This is a genomic window from Actinosynnema sp. CA-299493, from assembly GCF_050946825.1.
Taxonomy (GTDB): Bacteria; Actinomycetota; Actinomycetes; order Mycobacteriales; family Pseudonocardiaceae; genus Actinosynnema.
Window position 1 is genome coordinate 5,201,408 of record NZ_CP191993.1, and the last position, 15,157, is coordinate 5,216,564.

The following is a 15,157-nucleotide window of genomic DNA, read 5'->3' on the forward strand; positions in this document are numbered from 1 at the left end:
GCGTCAGCGGGGAACTCGGGTCAGTTCGAGGCGGGAGGTGTGGACCAGCCGGTCGCCGTCCACCACGGCCTCCACCGGGCAGGGTTGGCCGAGGAAGGCGACCAGGGAGGCGTGCAGGCCGTAGGCGCCGACGTTCGGCACGGCGACCAGGTCGCCCGGCCGCAGCCGCGGCAGCCGCGCGGTGCGCGACCAGGTGTCCAGCGGCGTGCACAGCGGTCCGGCCACGACGGTCGGCTCCGCCGGTCCGGCGCCGGCCGGGTGGACCAGGGTGGGGTTGAGCGGTGGCAGGCGGCGCAGCCCGGCCATGCCGCCCAGGTGGTTGATGCCCGACTCCAGCACGACGACGTCGCGGCCGTGCGACCGCTTCACGTCGAGCACGGCGGTCACCAGCGACCCGGCGGTGCCGACGAGGTAGCGGCCGGACTCGAAGACGACCTCCGGCGCACCGCCGCGCCAACCGGGCGCGTGCTCGTCGAGCAGGTCGTGCAGGCCCTCGCGCAGCCCGGCCAGGTCGACCGCGCCGCCCTCCTTCGCGAACGGCGCGCCGAACCCGCCGCCCAGGTCGAGCACGTCGACCCGGAAGCCCTCGGCGCGCAGCTTCGCCGCGGTGGCCAGGCTGCGTCCGAACTGGGCGAGCAGCTCGTCGACGCCCGCCAGGTTGGTGCCCATGTAGAGGTGCAGGCCGACCACCTCGACGTGGTCGCGGTCGCCGAAGCGCGCGGGCTCGGCGAGCACCCAGCCGACGTCCGCGCCGAACTGCGAGGTGACGCCCGTCATGGTCAGGCCCTGGCCCGGTTCCGGCTGGTCGTCGTTGATCCGCAGCAGGCAGCGGACCCGGACCGACTCCGCGCGCGCCACCGCGTCCAGCTGGTCCAGCGCGTGCGGCGAGTCGACGGAGAACTCCCGCACGCCCAGGCGCAGGGCGCGGGCGAGGTCGGCGTCCCGCTTGCCCGGCCCGTTGTAGAACAGGGTGTCCGCGGGCCACCCGGCGGCGAGCGCGGCGTCCAGCTCGCCCGGCGAGCAGACCTCGGCCCGCGCGCCGCCCTCCCGCAGCGCGGCGAGCACGTGGGGGTGCGGGTTGGCCTTGAGCGAGTAGTAGAGGCCGGACCGCTCGGGCAGCGCCGAGCGCAGCCGCGCGAGGTTCGCGCGCACCTCGGACAGGTCGTAGACGTAGGCGGGGGTCTCCACGCCCTCCCGCAGGGCCGTGGCGACGGCAGGGTTTCCGGGCACGGCCTGGTTTCCGGGCACGGCCTGGTTTCCGGGCACGGCCTGTGCCCCCTGTGCCACCGGGTCCTCAGACACCGCTGACCACCTCCCGCAGCAGGGCCTTGCGGTCGACCTTCCCGTTGCCGGTCAGCGGGAGCGAGGGCGCCACCACGCAGCGGTGGGGGATCTTGAACTCTTCTATCTCGTCCTTCAGCAGCGCGGTGACCTCGTCCGCGGTGAGCTGCCCGACGACCACCAGCACCGCGGACCGGTCGCCGTCCGGCGGGAGCACCACCGCGGACTCCACCCCGGGAACCCGCCGCACGGCGGCCTCCACCTCGGTCGCGCTGACCCGGAAGCCGCGCTGCTTGTAGATGTCGTCGCGGCGGCCGTCGAAGTACACGTAGCCGTCCTCGTCGAGCCGGCCGTAGTCACCGGTGCGCAGCTCCGGGAAGAGCCCCTCGGCGCGGTGGAAGCGCTGGGCGCTCAGCTCCGGCCGCCGCCAGTAGCCCGCCATCACGTTGGGCCCGCGCACGACCAGCTCGCCGATCTCGCCGGGCGGCAGCCGCCTGCCGTCCGCGTCGATCGCGAACAGCTCGGTGCCCGGCAGGGCGCGGCCGGACGCGCCGGGCCGCTCCAGGTCGCCGTCCGGCGGCATGATCGCGGCCCGCTTGCACTCGGTGAGGCCGTACATCAGCTGCACCCGCAGGGTGGGTATCGCGGCGCGCAGCACGGTCAGCGGCTCGACCGGCATGGCCGCGCCGGTGTTGGTCAGCAGCCGCAGCGGTGGCACGCCCGCGCCACCGGAGCGCTTGACCAGCCGGGCCAGCGTCTCGGCCACGGCGGGCACCGACGCCAGGACCGTGGCACCCGCCCCCACGAGGTTGCGCAGCAGCGACGGCCCCACCTCGGCCGGTCGCCCCAGCCGCACGTGCGCGCCGCTCGCCGCGCCCAGGAACAGCTGGTAGAGCCCGTAGTCGAAGGACAGCGGCAGCGGGCAGTAGACGACGTCGTCCGGGCGGTAGGCCAGCTGCGACTGGATCGCGCCGACCGCGAACACGACCTGCTGGTGCGTGCTCACCACGGCCTTGGGCAGCGAGGTGGTGCCGGAGGTGTAGATGAGGCAGACCGGGTCCACCGCCAGCGGGCCCGGTGCCCCGGAGCGGACAGGCGCGCCGGCCAGGGCGGGGGCGTCAGAGCGGAAGGGTTTGTCGGCCAGGGCGGATGCGTCGGCCAGGGTCGGCGAGCCAGCCAAGGCGGGCGTGTCGGAGCGGGTCGGCGCGTCGGTGAGGGCTGCGGCCTCGATCTCCTCGGGTGAGGCGGCCCGGATGCCGCGGGACCGCGCTGCGGCCCGCGCGTCCTCCTCGGCCGCGACCAGCAGAACGGGTTCGCTGTCGTCGAGCACGTGCTCCAGCGGTCGGCCGCGGGTCTGCTCGTGCAGGACGGTGAACGCCGCGCCGATCCGCGAGGCCGCGTACACCAGCACCGGGACGAGCGTCTCGGACCGCGCGACCACGACCACCCGGTCGCCCCGGGCCACGCCCCGGTCGGTCAGCCACGACGCCACCCGGCGGCTGCCCTCCGCCACCTGCCGGTGGGTGAGCAGGTCGGTGGCCGTGGACACCGCGGGCCGGTCCGGCCAGTTCCGCTCCGCCGCGTCGATCAGGTCGTGCAGCAGGGTCGTCATTCCGGTCCTCCGGAAGAGCGGGAGACGAGACGGCACAGGTCGTCGAGCCGGTGCAGGTTCTCCGGCACCAGGTCGTCGGCGTCGAACTCGACGTCGAGGGCGGACTCCAGGCGCTCGACGATGTCGACCACCCGGAACGAGGAGAACGACGGGAAGGACGGGAACGGCTCGCCGCCCAGGACCTCGGCGGGGTCGACGTTGAGCACCCGCGCCACCACGGCCGCGATCTCGCGCCGCAGCCCGTCGAACACGACCCGGTCGGCCGCGAGCAGGTCCACGAGCCGGGGCAGCACGCCGGGGGGCTCCGGCCGGCCGCGCGCCACCCGGCGGTAGGCCAGGTAGGTCTGCTCGGCCAGCGCCTCCCACCGCCGGACGTGCTCCTCGAACGCGGCGGGGTCGTCGTGGCACGCCGCGTGCAGCCGCCGGGACCTGGCCAGCAGCCACGTCTCCAGGGTCAGCCGGTCCAGCGCGGCCACCCGGTCGGGGTGCTCCCGGTAGGCCCGCGCGTAGGCGTCCACGACGTCCGGTTCGGCGTGGTCCTGCCGCGGCCGGACGTCGGCGGGCTGGTCCACCGGTTCGAGCCGGAACACCCGCGCGCCGTCCGGCACGGCGGCCGACAGCTCCGCCGCGGTCAGCTCCCAGCGCCCCGGTCGCGCCGGGCCCCACCGGGTGTCGTTGTGATAGGCGTCGTGCACGGTGAAGCCGGCCGGCCCGGCCTCCACCAGGAAGCTGTGGTCCATGTGCTCGTGCCCGCGGTAGGGGACCCACGGCAGGTGGAACGCGTCCGCGACCACGTACACCGGGCCGTGGCCCCGCAGCAGGTCCGCCGACGTGGTGGCGTGCCACCGGTCGACCACGGCCAGGCCGAGCAGGTGGCGCGCGTCGCGCAGGTGGTCGTCGAGGGTCGGTTCCACGGTGGGCAGCCCGGCCGGACCGGGCACGGGCGCGAACCGCAGCCGCGCGCCGAGCGCGAGGTGCCGTCCCGGGCCGTGCCCGCGGTCGGCCAGCAGCGCCAGGTTGGCCTGCACGCAGTCCAGCAGCTCGGCGCGCACGGCGGTGTCGGTCGAGGCGGTCACACCCGCGCCCCTTCCACGCGCGGCAGCCCCGCCACCGCCGCCAGCAGCGCCTCCTCGGCCGGGGCCTGGTCGCTCAGCTCGCCGTCCAGCAACTGCTGGTACGCCGCCAGGTCCAGGTAGCCGTGGCCGCTGACGCAGACCAGCACGCCGCGCTCGGCGCCGTCGGCCGCGAGCCGCGCCGCGGCGGCCAGCGCGTGCCCGGACTCGGGCGCGGGCAGCACCGTCTCGCGCACGGTGAAGCGGCGGCCCGCCTCCAGCGCCTCGACCTGGTCGACCGCGACGGCGTCGACCTGGCCCGCGTGCCGCATCGCGGAGACCAGCTTGGCCGCGCCGTGGTAGCGCAGGCCCGCCGAGTGCGAGTCGGGGATCGAGTAGGAGCTGCCGATGGTGTACATGGCCTCCAGGGGACCGGCGCCGGTGGCGTCGGTCCGGTCGTAGGCGTACACGCCCCGGGTCAGCTTGGGCGTGGAGCTGGACTCCGCGGCGACGAGCCGGGGCGACCGGGCGCCGGTGGCGACGGCCTCGGCGTGGAACGGCAGCGCGATGCCGCCGAAGTTGGAGCCCGCGCCGACGCAGCCGACCACCGCGTCCACGTCGGCGTCCAGCTCGGCCAGCTGCTCGATCGCCTCGATGCCGATCACCGACTGGTGCAGGATGCTGTAGGTCTCGCCGCTGCCGATGCAGAACGCGGCGCCCTGCTTGCCCGCGGCGTGCTCCACGGCCTCGCCGATGGCCAGCGACAGGCTGTTGCCCTGCTCCCCCGCCTCGCGGGAGACCTTCGTCGTGCCGGTTGGGCTGGCCAGCACCTCCGCGCCGAGCATCCGCATCAGCACGCCGCGGTAGGGCTTGCGGGCCAGGCTCGACCCGACCATGAACACCGTGCAGCGCAGGCCGAACAAGGCGCAGGCGGCGGCCAGGGCGGTGCCCCACTGGCCCGCGCCGGTGCCGGTGACCAACTCCTCCACGCCGGCCCGCTTGTAGTAGTAGGCCTGGGCGAGCGCGGTGTTGAGCTTGTGGCTGCCGGAGATGTTGCCGCCCTCGTACTTCACGTAGACCGGCACCTTCGCGCCGACCGCCTCCTCGAAGCCCGTGGCCCGCCACAGCGGGGTCGGCCGGAACTTGCGGTAGGCGTCCAGCACCTCCTCGGGGATCGGCCAGTACTCGCGCGGCTGGATGCTCTGGCGCACCAGCTCCATGGGCAGGTTCACGCCGATGCCGCCGCCACCGGCGACGTGGTCCGGGGAGCGGTCCTCGGGCAGCGGGGTGGTGAGGTGGGGCAGGACGCTGCGCCAGCTCGTGGGCAGTCCGGTCATCGCGCCGCCTCCACCGCGTCGAGCACGACGGCCACGAGGTCGTCGACGGTGGTGAAGGTGCGGCCGACGAACAGGTCGTCGGGCAGCGTCACGCCCAGGTCGTCCTCCAGCCGCACGAGCATCCCGACGAAGCCGAACGAGTTGACCCGCAGCAGCTCGCCGTTCAACGGCTCGTCGCCGGAGACCTCGTCGGGGTCGATCGACAACCGCGACTCGGCGATCACGACGGTCTTGACCGCGCGGGTGACGGTCACGCGGTCCAGTGCCTCGACGGACATCAGTTCCCCCTTTCTGCGCGCAGCGCACCGCGGGCCTCGACGACCCAGGTGTGGGTGAGCAGCGCTGAGACGGTCACCGGGCCGCGCACGTGCAGCCGGCCGGTGCTGATGGAGATCTCGGAGCCCAGCCCGAGGGTCGGGCCGTCGTGCAGCCGCAGCGAGCCGTTCACCACGACCGCGGCGGCGTCCACACCGCGGGTGAACCGCTCGATCGCGGCGTCGTCGGCGCTCACCACGCCCTCGGTGTGCGCCGACCCGTAGCGGCGGACGTGCTCGACGGCGGCGTCCACGTCGGGCACCGGCAGCACGCCGATGGTCGACTCCAGGAACTCGCGGCCGAGGTCGTGCCGCGCCAGCTCGGCGATCCGCACGCCGCCACCCGGCCGCGCCTTGAGCCCACCGCCGAGCTTGAGGGTGACGTCGGCGCCGGTGCGGACGACCTCCTCGACGAAGTCGTCGGCCACGTGCTCGTCGACGAGCACCAGCTCCAGGGTGTTGCACGCGGAGGGCTCGGCGAGCTTGCTGTCCAGGGCGATCGCGGCGGCCCGCGCGAGGTCCGCGCTGCCGTGCACGTAGAGGTGGTTGACGCCGCCGCCGCTGGCGATGACCGGGATGGAGCCCGCCGAGCGGCAGAAGTCGATCAGCGCGGGGCTGCCGCGCGGGATCAGCACGTCCACCGCGTCCGGCCGGCGCAGCAGCGCCCGGAACACGGAGCGGTCCGGGTCCTCGATCACCGTGACCAGCCCGGCCGGGAGCCCGGCGGAGACCAGGGCCTCGTGCACGGCGGTGGCCAGGGCGGCGTCGGTGGCCGCCATCTCCTTGCCGCCGCGCAGCAGCACGCTGTTGCCGGCGACCACCGGGATCAGCGCGCCCTCGACGGTGACGGTCGGGCGGGCCTCGTAGACCATGAAGACCACGCCCAGCGGCTTGGGCACCTTGCGCAGCGCGCCCCAGTCGCCGATCGGGACCGGCGGCGCGGGCGTGGTCGCCGGGCCCAGTTCGGCGGTGACCGCGTCGATCAGCCGCAGCAGGCCGTCGAGGTGGTCCTCGGTGAGTCGCAACCGCTCCACCAGCACGGGTGGGAGCCCTCGGCGTCGGGCCTCCGCGACGTCTTCCTCGTTCGCCTTGAGCACCAAGGGCCACGAGCTGGTCAGGTGTTCGGCGAGCGCACCGCAGTAGCGGTGGTAGGCCGGGTCGCCGACCGGTGGTGCCGCGTGCAGCGCGGCGCGTGCGGAACTCAGCAACTGCTCGGTCATGGTCTCCTCACCACATGAACTGGCCGCCGTCGACGATCAGCTTCTGGCCGGTCAGGTAGCCGCTCTGCGGGCTGACCAGGAACTCCAGGGCGTCGGCGATGTCGTCGGTGGAACCGATGCGTCGTTGGGGGATCTCGGCCAGCACCGCGGCCAGCCGGTCGGGGTCGTCGAGCCGGAACCGGGTCCGCAGCTCTTCGGTGTCGGTCATGCCGGGGATCAGGCAGTTCACCCGCACGGCCGGTGCCAGCTCCAGCGCGAGGCACTTGGTGAGCTGGAGCAGACCGGCCTTGCTGGCGCAGTAGTTGACGCCGTTGAGCCGGGGGCGGATGCCGGTCGTGGCGCCGACGTTGACCACGTTCCCGGAGCCGGCCGCGAGCATGGCCGGCGCCAGCGCCCTGGTCAACCGGAACGGACCGGACAGGTTGGTGTCCAGGACGGTGGACCAGTCCTCCTCGGTCATCTCCAGGAACGGCCGGTCGACGTTGACGCCGGCGTTGTTCACCAGCACCGCGGGCGTGCCGTGCGCGGCGAGCAGCCGTTCGGCCCACGCGGTGACCGCCGCCGGGTCGGTGACGTCGACCCGGTCCGCGGCCACCCGGTCGCCGTGCTCGGCCACCAGTCGGGCCGCGGCGTCCGCGTCGCCCCGGTACAGCGCCACGACGCGGTACCCGAGCTTGACCAGGCGGGTGGTCAGGGTCAGGCCGATGCCCTTGGTGCCGCCGCTGACCACGGCGAGCCGATCAGTCATCGAGGAACTCCTTGGTGTGCGCGACCAGGGTGGGCAGGTGGTCGGGGGCGAAGACGTCGAAGTGGCCGCAGTCCAGGTGCCTGGTCCGCAGGCGGGGCGCCAGCTCGGGCCACCGGGTGTCGGTGTTGTCGGGGCAGCGGACCAGCAGCGCGGGGCCGTCGTAGCGGACGCGCACGCGGTGCCGGTCGACCGCCCGCAGGTGGGCGTCGGTGACGGCGGCGACGCGTTCCCGGTCGGCCGCGGTGGGCGTGAACCCGGCGGAGGCCACGACCCGCTCGCGCAGCCGGTCGTCCACCGGTTCCGGGTCGGGGGTGCTGTCCACCATCACCACGGCGGGCCGGGCGCCCCGCTCGGCGAACCTGGCGGCCAGCTCCCAGGCCAGCACGCCGCCCATGGACCAGCCGAACAGCAGGGCGGGCGGCTGGTCGACGAGGGCGGCGTAGCGGTCGGCCATCGCGGTCAGGTCGTCGTCGGGCACCTCGCCCGGCAGCAGGCCGGCGGCGCGGATCGCGCGCACCGGGCCGCGCGCCGCCAGTTCGGCGGCGATGCCGAAGTACGGCCCGACGCCGCCTCCCGCCGGGTGCAGCAGCAGGGTGGGCGCGCCGTCGCCCGCGGCCAGCTCCACCAGCAGGTCCGCTTCACGCGCGGTGGTCATCGGCGCTCCCGGACCAGCGCGGCCAGCGCGACCACGGTGGGGTCGCGGAAGAAGTCGAGGATCGGGACGCGCACGCCGTGCTCCTGCTCCACGCGGCTCAGCGCGACCAGCGCGTTGAGCGAGTGCGCGCCGATCTCCAGCAGCGAGCGGTCGAGCGGGGGCGCGGGGTGGTCCAGCAGCTCCGCCCACAGGGCTTGGAGCCCCGCCTCCAACGAGTCGTCGGTCGTGGTGCGCCCGGCCTCCTCCGCCCGCTGCTCGTCCGCCGGCGCGTCGGCCTGCCGCAGCAGGGCGGCGCGGTCCACCTTGCCGTTGCCGGTCAGGGGCACCTCGTCCACGGTGAACGCGCGCAGCGGCACCATGTACGGCGGCAGCGCGTCGGCCAGCCGGCGGCGGAGGGCCGCCAGGTCCGGTGCGTCGGCCTGGACGAACAGCACCAGGTGGCGGTCCGCGCCCTCGCCGCGCGCGACGGCCACCGCCCGGCGCACGCCGGGGTGCTGCTGGGCGACGACCTCGACCTCGCCGAGTTCGACGCGGTAGCCCCGGATCTTCACCTGGTGGTCGTCGCGGCCGAGGAAGACCAGCACCCCGTCGGCGTCCCACAGCACCTGGTCGCCGGTGCGGTAGCGGGTGGTGCCGCGCGGGTCGGGCACGAACCGCTCGGCGGTGCGCTCCGGCTCGTTGACGTACCCGCGGGCCGGGCAGTCCCCGCCCAGCAGCAGTTCGCCGACGACGCCGCGCGGCGCGAGGTGCCCGGTGCGGTCCACCACCTGGGCGGTCACGCCGGTCAGCGGCACGCCGATCGGCACGTGCGAGGGCCAGTCCGAGTCCTCGGCGGACAGCCGGTGGGTGGTCACCGCGTGCGTCTCGGTCGGGCCGTAGAGGTTGACCAGCCGGACACCGGGGTGGCGGGCGAAGAAGTCGCGCACCACGTCGTTGACGGTGAGCTGCTCGCCGGAGACGCACACGTACCTCAGGTGCTCGAACCGCAGCCCCTCCGCGGCCTGGACGAACGGCCGCAGCGCCGCCACGGGCAGGTAGACGTGGGTGACCCCCGTGTCGAGCACGCGGCGCACCACCGCCGGCACGTCCCGGCGGTCGGCGGGTTCGCGGGAGACCACCGTGCCGCCCGCGGCCAGCGTCGGCACGATCTCCTGGAAGGACACGTCGAACCCGAGCGGCGCGTACTGGAGGAACCGGGTGCCCTCGTCCACGTCGAGCGCGACGAGCTGCCACGCGGTCAGGTTGACCAGCGGGCGGTTGTGCATCAGGACGCCCTTGGGGCTGCCGGTCGAGCCCGAGGTGAACATGACGTAGACACCATCCTCTTCGGACGGTCCGGTGACGTCGCCTCCGGACGGTCCGCCGACGTCGCCGGCCTCGTGCGCGGTGTCGCCGACGGCGCGCAGCTCGGCAACGGGGAACACCGGCACGCCCGGGTCTCCCCCGCCGACGGCGATGCGGCAGTCGGCCTTGCCGACCATGTGGGCCAGCCGCTCGGCGGGCAGCGCGAGGTCCAGCGGCAGGAACGCGGCGCGCAGCCGCAGCACGGCCAGCATCGCGATGACGGTGTCCACCAGGGTGGTCGTGGTCAGGCCGACGACCTGCCCCGGCTCGACGCCGCGCCCGCGCAGCCCGGCCGCGACGGCGGCGACCTCGCGGGCCAGCTCGCCGTAGGTGAGGACGCGGCCCTCCTCCTCGACCGCGACGGCCTCCGGTCGCCCGGCGGCGACCCGCGCCAGCCAGCCGTCCAGGTCCGCGCACGGCGGTTCCCGGCGGAACCCGTCCGCGCGGTGCGCCTCCTCGACCGAGGCGTCCTCGAACAGGTCCCGCAGCGGCGTCGAGGGGTCCGCGGCGGCCCGGTCGAGCGCGTGCAGCAGGGAGTCCGCGACGGCGGCGGCGATCGGCTCGGGCAGCAGCGCGACGTCGTGCTCCAGCTCCAGCAGCCAGCCCTCCGGGGTGGGGGTGACGCCGAGCCACAGGTCGAACTTCGCGGTGCCCGAGCCGTGCTCGCGCACGGAGCGCACGGCCGAACCGGGTGGGGTGCCGGTCGAGTCCTGCATCGCGAGCATCGCGGAGAACAGCGGGTTGCGGTTGCCGCCGCGGTCCGGCGCGGCGTGCCGGACGACCCGGCTGAACGGCACGGTGACCGCGCGACGCACCCCGTCCACCTCCCGGTCCACCGCGGTGCGCGCGTGCTCGGCGAAGCTCCGGTCCCAGTCCACGTCCACCACCAGCGGCAGCGTGTTGACGAAGAAGCCGCACAGGTCGTGGGAGCCGACGGTGCGCCGGGCCATCAGCGGGCTGCCGAAGACCGCCTGGTCGGTGCCGCCGTGCCGGGCGAGCACGGCCGAGTAGGCGGCGGAGAAGAAGGTGAAGGGCGTGACGCCGAGCGCGGTGATCGCGCGGTCGACCGCGGCGGAGCGCTCTGGCGACAGCGGGAGCTCGCGGCGGGCGCCGCGGAAGTCCGTGGTGGTGGGGCGGTTGGGCCGCGGGTACAGCACGGTCGCGGTGGTCCCCCGCAGCCGTGCGCCGATCGCCGCGGCCTGCTCCTCGACGGTGTCCGCCGCGCCCGCCTTGACCTGGGCGTCGAGTTCGCGCAGCAGCGCCCGTTCGCGCACCGGGCGCACCCCGGCCACGTCGAGGTCGCCGGCCAGCGCGGCGTCGAGGTCGCGGACCAGCGGTTGCAGCGAGTACCCGTCGAACACGGTGTGGTGCACGGAGATCAGCAGCACCGACTCGTCGCCCGCGGTGGCGTGCAGGTGCACCGCGCGCAGCAACGGCGCCTCGCCGAGGTCGAAGCCCGCGGCGGCCAGGTCCGCCAGCTCCTGGCGGGTGCGCTCGGCGAAGTCCCGGTCCACCGGCACGTGCCGCAGCGGTGCCTCCTCCGGCGTGAACGGCTCGCGCAGCCACGCGGCGGGCTCGGGCAGTTCGCGGAAGGCCAGGCGCAGCGCGGGTTGCGCGTTGAGCACGGCGGTGAGCGCGGCGCGCACCTCGGCGGCCGAGCGCGTCGGGTCGAGCCGCAGCTCGACCAGCACGTTGTAGAGGTTCCCGACGGGGACCGAGCGGTGCACCACCAGCAGGCCGAGCTGCGACTCGGTCACCGGGGTGGAGCTGATCGTGGCGGTCACCGGGTCACCTGCCCGGCGACCCACGCCCGGAACTGGCCCAGCGTCTTGAGGTCGGCCAGCTCCGCGAGGTCGATCTCGCGGTCGCCGTCGGGCACGAGCGCGGCCACGACGCGCAGCGTCGTCAGCGAGTCGAGCCCGATCTCGGCCAACGTCGAGGCATCGGTGAAAGGAACGCGGACGAACCGCCGAATTGTGGCGTCAACGTCATCGACAAAAGTGTGCACGGCAGGATCCATCGACCAAACTCCCAGGTGACTGCTTGAACACCGGAGGCGATGAACCCAGGATGCGGCCACCGGACAAGCCCATCAAGACCGGTTCGGGGTAGTCGATAGAAACAGCCGATAGTCGAATAGGAACACCCGGAACAAATTCCGAAAACGCGTTTTCCGGTCTTCGGCAACGCCACGTCGGCCAGGCGGAACCCCGTGGGAGAAAGGAGTCGCGGTCGTGCCTGGGGGTGCACGACCGCGACTGGGAAAGCCTGCCCCGTGGGCGGGTCAGGCTTGGGTCGTGGAGTAGATCCGGCTCAGCACGGCCGGGGTGAAGGTGCGCAGGAACGGCACGATGAGCGCGGCGGTGGCCACGGCGAACACCGCGAAGGCCACCCGGAAGCCGAACCACTCGGCCAGCACGCCCACGAGGGCCGCGCCGACCGGCATCGCGCCCCAGCTGAACAGCCTCATGGCGGCGCTGAACCGGCCCATCATCTCCTGCTCCACGAGCAGCTGGGTGATCGTGCGCGAGTTCACCGTCCACAGCGTGCCGCCCAGGCCGCCGAAGAACGCCGCGGCGCCCACGGCCACGGCGTTGGTGGTCAGCACCGGGACGGCGACCATGGCCAGCGTGCCGACGATGTCGACGAACATGACCGTGCGGCGGCCGAGCAGGCGGTTGAGCGGGCCGACGGTCAGCGCGCCGACCAGGCCGCCGACGCCGAGCGCGCTGAGCACGAAGCCGTAGCCGCGGGCGTCGAGACCCATGGTGGTCGTGGCGATCAGCGGCATCAGCGCGAGCCACGCGCCCCAGCACGCGCACAGCACGGTCAGCACCAGCGCCATCAGGCGCAGGACCTCGTTGTGCCACAACACCTTCAGCCCTTCGGCGATGTCACCGCGGACCGACCTGCCCTCCAAATCCTGCGCCCGCGCCACGCGGAACTTGCCCACCAGGAACACCAGCACGCCGATGCCGATGACGTAGGCCACCGCGGTGGAGCCCAGGGCCACCGACGCGCCCGCCGCCACCAGCAGGCCGCCCACGAACGGGCCGCAGAACTCGTTGCAGACGGTCTCCGCGCCCGCCACCCACGTGTTGGCGCGTTCCCGACCGGCGGGGGCGACCGCGTCGGGCACGAGCGCGCCCGCCGACGTCAGCGCGACGACCTCGGCGACGCCCAGGATCAGGCCGCCCGCGTACAGCATGGGCAGGGTGGTGGCGTCCGAGGTCGCCGCGACCAGCAGGAAGGCTATTACCGCCAGGCGCATGCCGTTGGCGACCCACAGCAGGCGGCGGCGGTCGACCCGGTCGACCAGCACGCCGACGTGCAGCGCCACCAGCAGCCACGGCAGCGTCAGCGTCAGCCCGACCGCCGAGATCTGGAGCGGCGAGCTGGTCAGGGCGGTCGCCATCAGCGGCAGGACGACCTTGGTCACGCCGTCGGCGAGGTTGGTGACGGCGGTGAAGGCGACGAGCACCGCGGTGTTGCGGCTGCTGGTCCGGTCGACGCCTGCCGGCACGTCCGTGGTCGTCATCCGCTCTCCTAACCACCTATCGCGTTAGCCGGTCAGTCCTGCTTCGCGGGTTACCCTAGAGGAGTCCGGGGTAACCATCAACCGGGTTAGGTGGTGGGAACATGATCGAACCGTCCCGGGCAGCGGAGCTGACCAGGTCGTTCGCCAACACCGTCGATCTGGAGGACGAGACCGACGACCTGGCCGGCGCCGAGGCGGCCGCGGCCTGGTTGCACGCGCGCGGCCTGCTGGACGAGCCCGTGCCGCTGACGACCGAGGAGCACCGCAGGCTGCTCGACCTGCGCGCCGGCGTCCGGTCCGCGCTCGGCCAGGTCCAGCCGGACGGGCTGGCCGCGGGCGAGGCCGTGCTCGCGAGCCTGCCGGTGCTCGTCAGCCTCACCGCCGGCGGACTGGTGCCCGCCCTGGGGCTGCCTCCCGTCGACCGGGCCTTGGCGCGCCTGGCCATCGCCTGGTCCGAGCTCGTGACCACCGGCGAGTCGCAGCGGCTGAAGCGGTGCGCGGACGACGTGTGCGGCTGGGTCTTCTGGGATGTGTCGCGCAACCACAGCAGGCGCTGGTGCAAGATGCGGGTCTGCGGCAACCGCGCGAAGTCCCGGCGCTACTCGGCCCGGCAGCGGGAGCTGCGCCTCCAAGAGGTCGACTGACCGGCTGCCCCGATCACGGCCAAGCGGGTGGGGACTGATCATCCAGCAACCCGACTCCGCACAACCAGGTGAGGGTCGGGTTGGACGTCAAGGGCTGCTGCGCCACCGGCCGGGTGAACCGCCCAGCCGCGGACGGCAGCGGCTGGGCGGTCTGGTCGACGTGCCCTACCTGCGCGGTTCGGCGGGCACAGGTCTTCACGTCAGCCGCCGGCCACGTCCGCACCGGCCACCATCCGGAGGAATTCGCGCGCGACCGCGGCGGGGGTGTGGGTGGCCACCTGAAGAGGCGCCTGCCGGGACGCGCGCCGGTAGGCCTCCGGATCGGCCAGCAGCTCCTCGGTCGCCTTCCAGAGCCGTGCCGGTCCGCTCTCCAGGTCGATCATCTTCAGGGTCGAACCGGTGAGGGCGGGCAGGTGGCCGAACCCGCTCACCACGTTCAGCTCGACCATCCGGCCCGCCTCGCCGACGAGCACGGGAAGGTGGCCGAAGTCGTACCCGACGACGGGGGTTCCCATCGACAGCGCCTCCGCCGCGACGTTGCAGAACGTCTCCGGGCTGGTGGACGGCACGAGCACCACCGAGGCGCCGCCGAGGAAGGGCTGCGCCCCGGTCCACGGGATCGCCGGCAGGACCTCCACGTTCGGCAGCTCCGCGGCCAACCGCCGGCACTCGGCGATCATGTCGTCCTGCATGCCGGCCCACAGCTCGAACGCCGCCGCGGCCAGCACGACCTGCACCGGGCGGTCGAAGCCCCCGGGATGGGCGCGGAGCAGCTCCGCCACGCCCTTGGACGGGTCGGCCCTGGCGAGGATCCGCACCGGACCGGTCTGCCGCAGCCGCTCCCGCTCAGCCTCACCCGGCGGATCGCTGGGGCACAGCAGGGCGTTGGGCAACGAGTGCCACCGACGTGAGTCGAGCCCGGCGCGGGCGGCCTCGTCGGTCAGGAAGTCGCTGATGGAGATCACGGCGTCCGGCTCGTGGGCGAGGCTCTGCTTCATGGGCTCGTCGACCCGGAGGAAGTAGACCATCAACGCCGTGCGCACGCCCGCCGGAGCCGGGGCCAGGTAGCCGAGGCCCACCCCGGCATCGGTCCAGCAGGCCACGTCGACCTGGTGCTCCTCCATCAGCCGCAGGACTTCCCGCCGCACCGGCTCCGGGTCGGCGGGCATGACGTTCGGGTCGTCGAACAGCACCGGCCGGGGCAGCGTCACCGTCTCCAGGCGGATCAGGTCCGGGCCGTCCTCCGGGCCGGCGGGACCGGCGGCGATGATGATCGCGCGGTGCCCGAGCTCGCGCAGCCCGTCGGCCAGGGAGGCGATCCCCCGCTCGACGCCTGCCGGTTCGTCGGGGTTGTGGGTCAACAAGACGATGGCGATGTTCACGGATGCTCCACAGTGGACGAGGAAAGCAGG

13 protein-coding genes are annotated in these 15,157 nt (G+C 74.1%); 1 reads left to right on the top strand and 12 read right to left on the bottom strand.

Annotated features, from left to right (window positions below; genetic code table 11):
• Positions 1 to 3 precede the first annotated feature (3 nt).
• The 11 genes from ACQPYE_RS21615 to ACQPYE_RS21665 all read right to left on the bottom strand — a co-directional run bounded on the left by ACQPYE_RS21615 (position 4) and on the right by ACQPYE_RS21665 (position 13,101).
• A complete protein-coding gene (locus tag ACQPYE_RS21615; RefSeq protein WP_498713866.1) occupies positions 4 to 1,302 on the bottom strand; it encodes an alanine racemase in 1,299 nt (432 codons plus the stop codon).
• Positions 1,295 to 2,893, bottom strand: a complete 1,599-nt coding sequence (locus tag ACQPYE_RS21620) for a class I adenylate-forming enzyme family protein (protein WP_498713868.1) — start codon at positions 2,891 to 2,893, stop codon at positions 1,295 to 1,297. Before ACQPYE_RS21620 ends, ACQPYE_RS21615 begins: the two co-directional genes overlap by 8 nt.
• A complete protein-coding gene (locus ACQPYE_RS21625) occupies positions 2,890 to 3,969 on the bottom strand; it encodes an acyl carrier protein (RefSeq protein ID WP_498713870.1) in 1,080 nt (359 codons plus the stop codon). Before ACQPYE_RS21625 ends, ACQPYE_RS21620 begins: the two co-directional genes overlap by 4 nt.
• Entirely contained in the window at positions 3,966 to 5,282 is a 1,317-nt protein-coding gene (locus tag ACQPYE_RS21630; RefSeq protein WP_498713872.1) for a TrpB-like pyridoxal phosphate-dependent enzyme, read from the bottom strand. The genes ACQPYE_RS21625 and ACQPYE_RS21630 overlap by 4 nt, the downstream gene beginning before the upstream one ends.
• Positions 5,279 to 5,560 (bottom strand): acyl carrier protein, encoded by a 282-nt coding sequence (locus ACQPYE_RS21635; RefSeq protein ID WP_498713874.1) that lies wholly within the window; start codon positions 5,558 to 5,560, stop codon positions 5,279 to 5,281. Before ACQPYE_RS21635 ends, ACQPYE_RS21630 begins: the two co-directional genes overlap by 4 nt.
• On the bottom strand, positions 5,560 to 6,816 hold the full coding sequence (locus tag ACQPYE_RS21640) for a glutamate-5-semialdehyde dehydrogenase (RefSeq protein ID WP_498713876.1): 1,257 nt from the start codon (positions 6,814 to 6,816) through the stop codon (positions 5,560 to 5,562). The genes ACQPYE_RS21635 and ACQPYE_RS21640 overlap by 1 nt, the downstream gene beginning before the upstream one ends.
• 7 nt (positions 6,817 to 6,823) lie before the next feature.
• On the bottom strand, positions 6,824 to 7,564 hold the full coding sequence (locus ACQPYE_RS21645; RefSeq protein ID WP_498713878.1) for an SDR family NAD(P)-dependent oxidoreductase: 741 nt from the start codon (positions 7,562 to 7,564) through the stop codon (positions 6,824 to 6,826).
• Entirely contained in the window at positions 7,557 to 8,219 is a 663-nt protein-coding gene (locus ACQPYE_RS21650) for an alpha/beta fold hydrolase (RefSeq protein WP_498713879.1), read from the bottom strand. The genes ACQPYE_RS21645 and ACQPYE_RS21650 overlap by 8 nt, the downstream gene beginning before the upstream one ends.
• The gene (locus ACQPYE_RS21655) at positions 8,216 to 11,347 is read right to left on the bottom strand and encodes a non-ribosomal peptide synthetase (protein WP_498713880.1); all 3,132 of its coding nucleotides are present in this window, start codon (positions 11,345 to 11,347) and stop codon (positions 8,216 to 8,218) included. The genes ACQPYE_RS21650 and ACQPYE_RS21655 overlap by 4 nt, the downstream gene beginning before the upstream one ends.
• Entirely contained in the window at positions 11,344 to 11,583 is a 240-nt protein-coding gene (locus ACQPYE_RS21660; protein WP_498713882.1) for a phosphopantetheine-binding protein, read from the bottom strand. Before ACQPYE_RS21660 ends, ACQPYE_RS21655 begins: the two co-directional genes overlap by 4 nt.
• 264 nt (positions 11,584 to 11,847) lie before the next feature.
• Positions 11,848 to 13,101: an MFS transporter gene (locus ACQPYE_RS21665; protein ID WP_498713884.1), complete on the bottom strand. Its 1,254-nt coding sequence runs from the start codon at positions 13,099 to 13,101 to the stop codon at positions 11,848 to 11,850.
• A gap of 101 nt (positions 13,102 to 13,202) precedes the next feature.
• Here ACQPYE_RS21665 and ACQPYE_RS21670 point away from each other — a divergent pair, with 101 nt between their 5' ends.
• Positions 13,203 to 13,745: a CGNR zinc finger domain-containing protein gene (locus ACQPYE_RS21670; protein WP_498713886.1), complete on the top strand. Its 543-nt coding sequence runs from the start codon at positions 13,203 to 13,205 to the stop codon at positions 13,743 to 13,745.
• 200 nt (positions 13,746 to 13,945) lie between these two features.
• Here ACQPYE_RS21670 and ACQPYE_RS21675 read toward each other — a convergent pair whose 3' ends face one another.
• On the bottom strand, positions 13,946 to 15,127 hold the full coding sequence (locus tag ACQPYE_RS21675; RefSeq protein ID WP_498713888.1) for a glycosyltransferase family 4 protein: 1,182 nt from the start codon (positions 15,125 to 15,127) through the stop codon (positions 13,946 to 13,948).
• Positions 15,128 to 15,157 lie beyond the last annotated feature (30 nt).

Bases quoted from the DNA above. Each gene is read 5' to 3' on its own strand.
- ACQPYE_RS21630 (WP_498713872.1), bottom strand. From the start codon at position 5,282: ATGACCGGACTGCCCACGAGCTGGCGCAGCGTCCTGCCCCACCTCACC.
- ACQPYE_RS21620 (WP_498713868.1), bottom strand. From the start codon at position 2,893: ATGACGACCCTGCTGCACGACCTGATCGACGCGGCGGAGCGGAACTGG.
- ACQPYE_RS21665 (WP_498713884.1), bottom strand. From the start codon at position 13,101: ATGACGACCACGGACGTGCCGGCAGGCGTCGACCGGACCAGCAGCCGC.
- ACQPYE_RS21645 (WP_498713878.1), bottom strand. From the start codon at position 7,564: ATGACTGATCGGCTCGCCGTGGTCAGCGGCGGCACCAAGGGCATCGGC.
- ACQPYE_RS21640 (WP_498713876.1), bottom strand. From the start codon at position 6,816: ATGACCGAGCAGTTGCTGAGTTCCGCACGCGCCGCGCTGCACGCGGCA.
- ACQPYE_RS21635 (WP_498713874.1), bottom strand. From the start codon at position 5,560: ATGTCCGTCGAGGCACTGGACCGCGTGACCGTCACCCGCGCGGTCAAG.
- ACQPYE_RS21670 (WP_498713886.1), top strand. From the start codon at position 13,203: ATGATCGAACCGTCCCGGGCAGCGGAGCTGACCAGGTCGTTCGCCAAC.
- ACQPYE_RS21650 (WP_498713879.1), bottom strand. From the start codon at position 8,219: ATGACCACCGCGCGTGAAGCGGACCTGCTGGTGGAGCTGGCCGCGGGC.
- ACQPYE_RS21660 (WP_498713882.1), bottom strand. From the start codon at position 11,583: ATGGATCCTGCCGTGCACACTTTTGTCGATGACGTTGACGCCACAATT.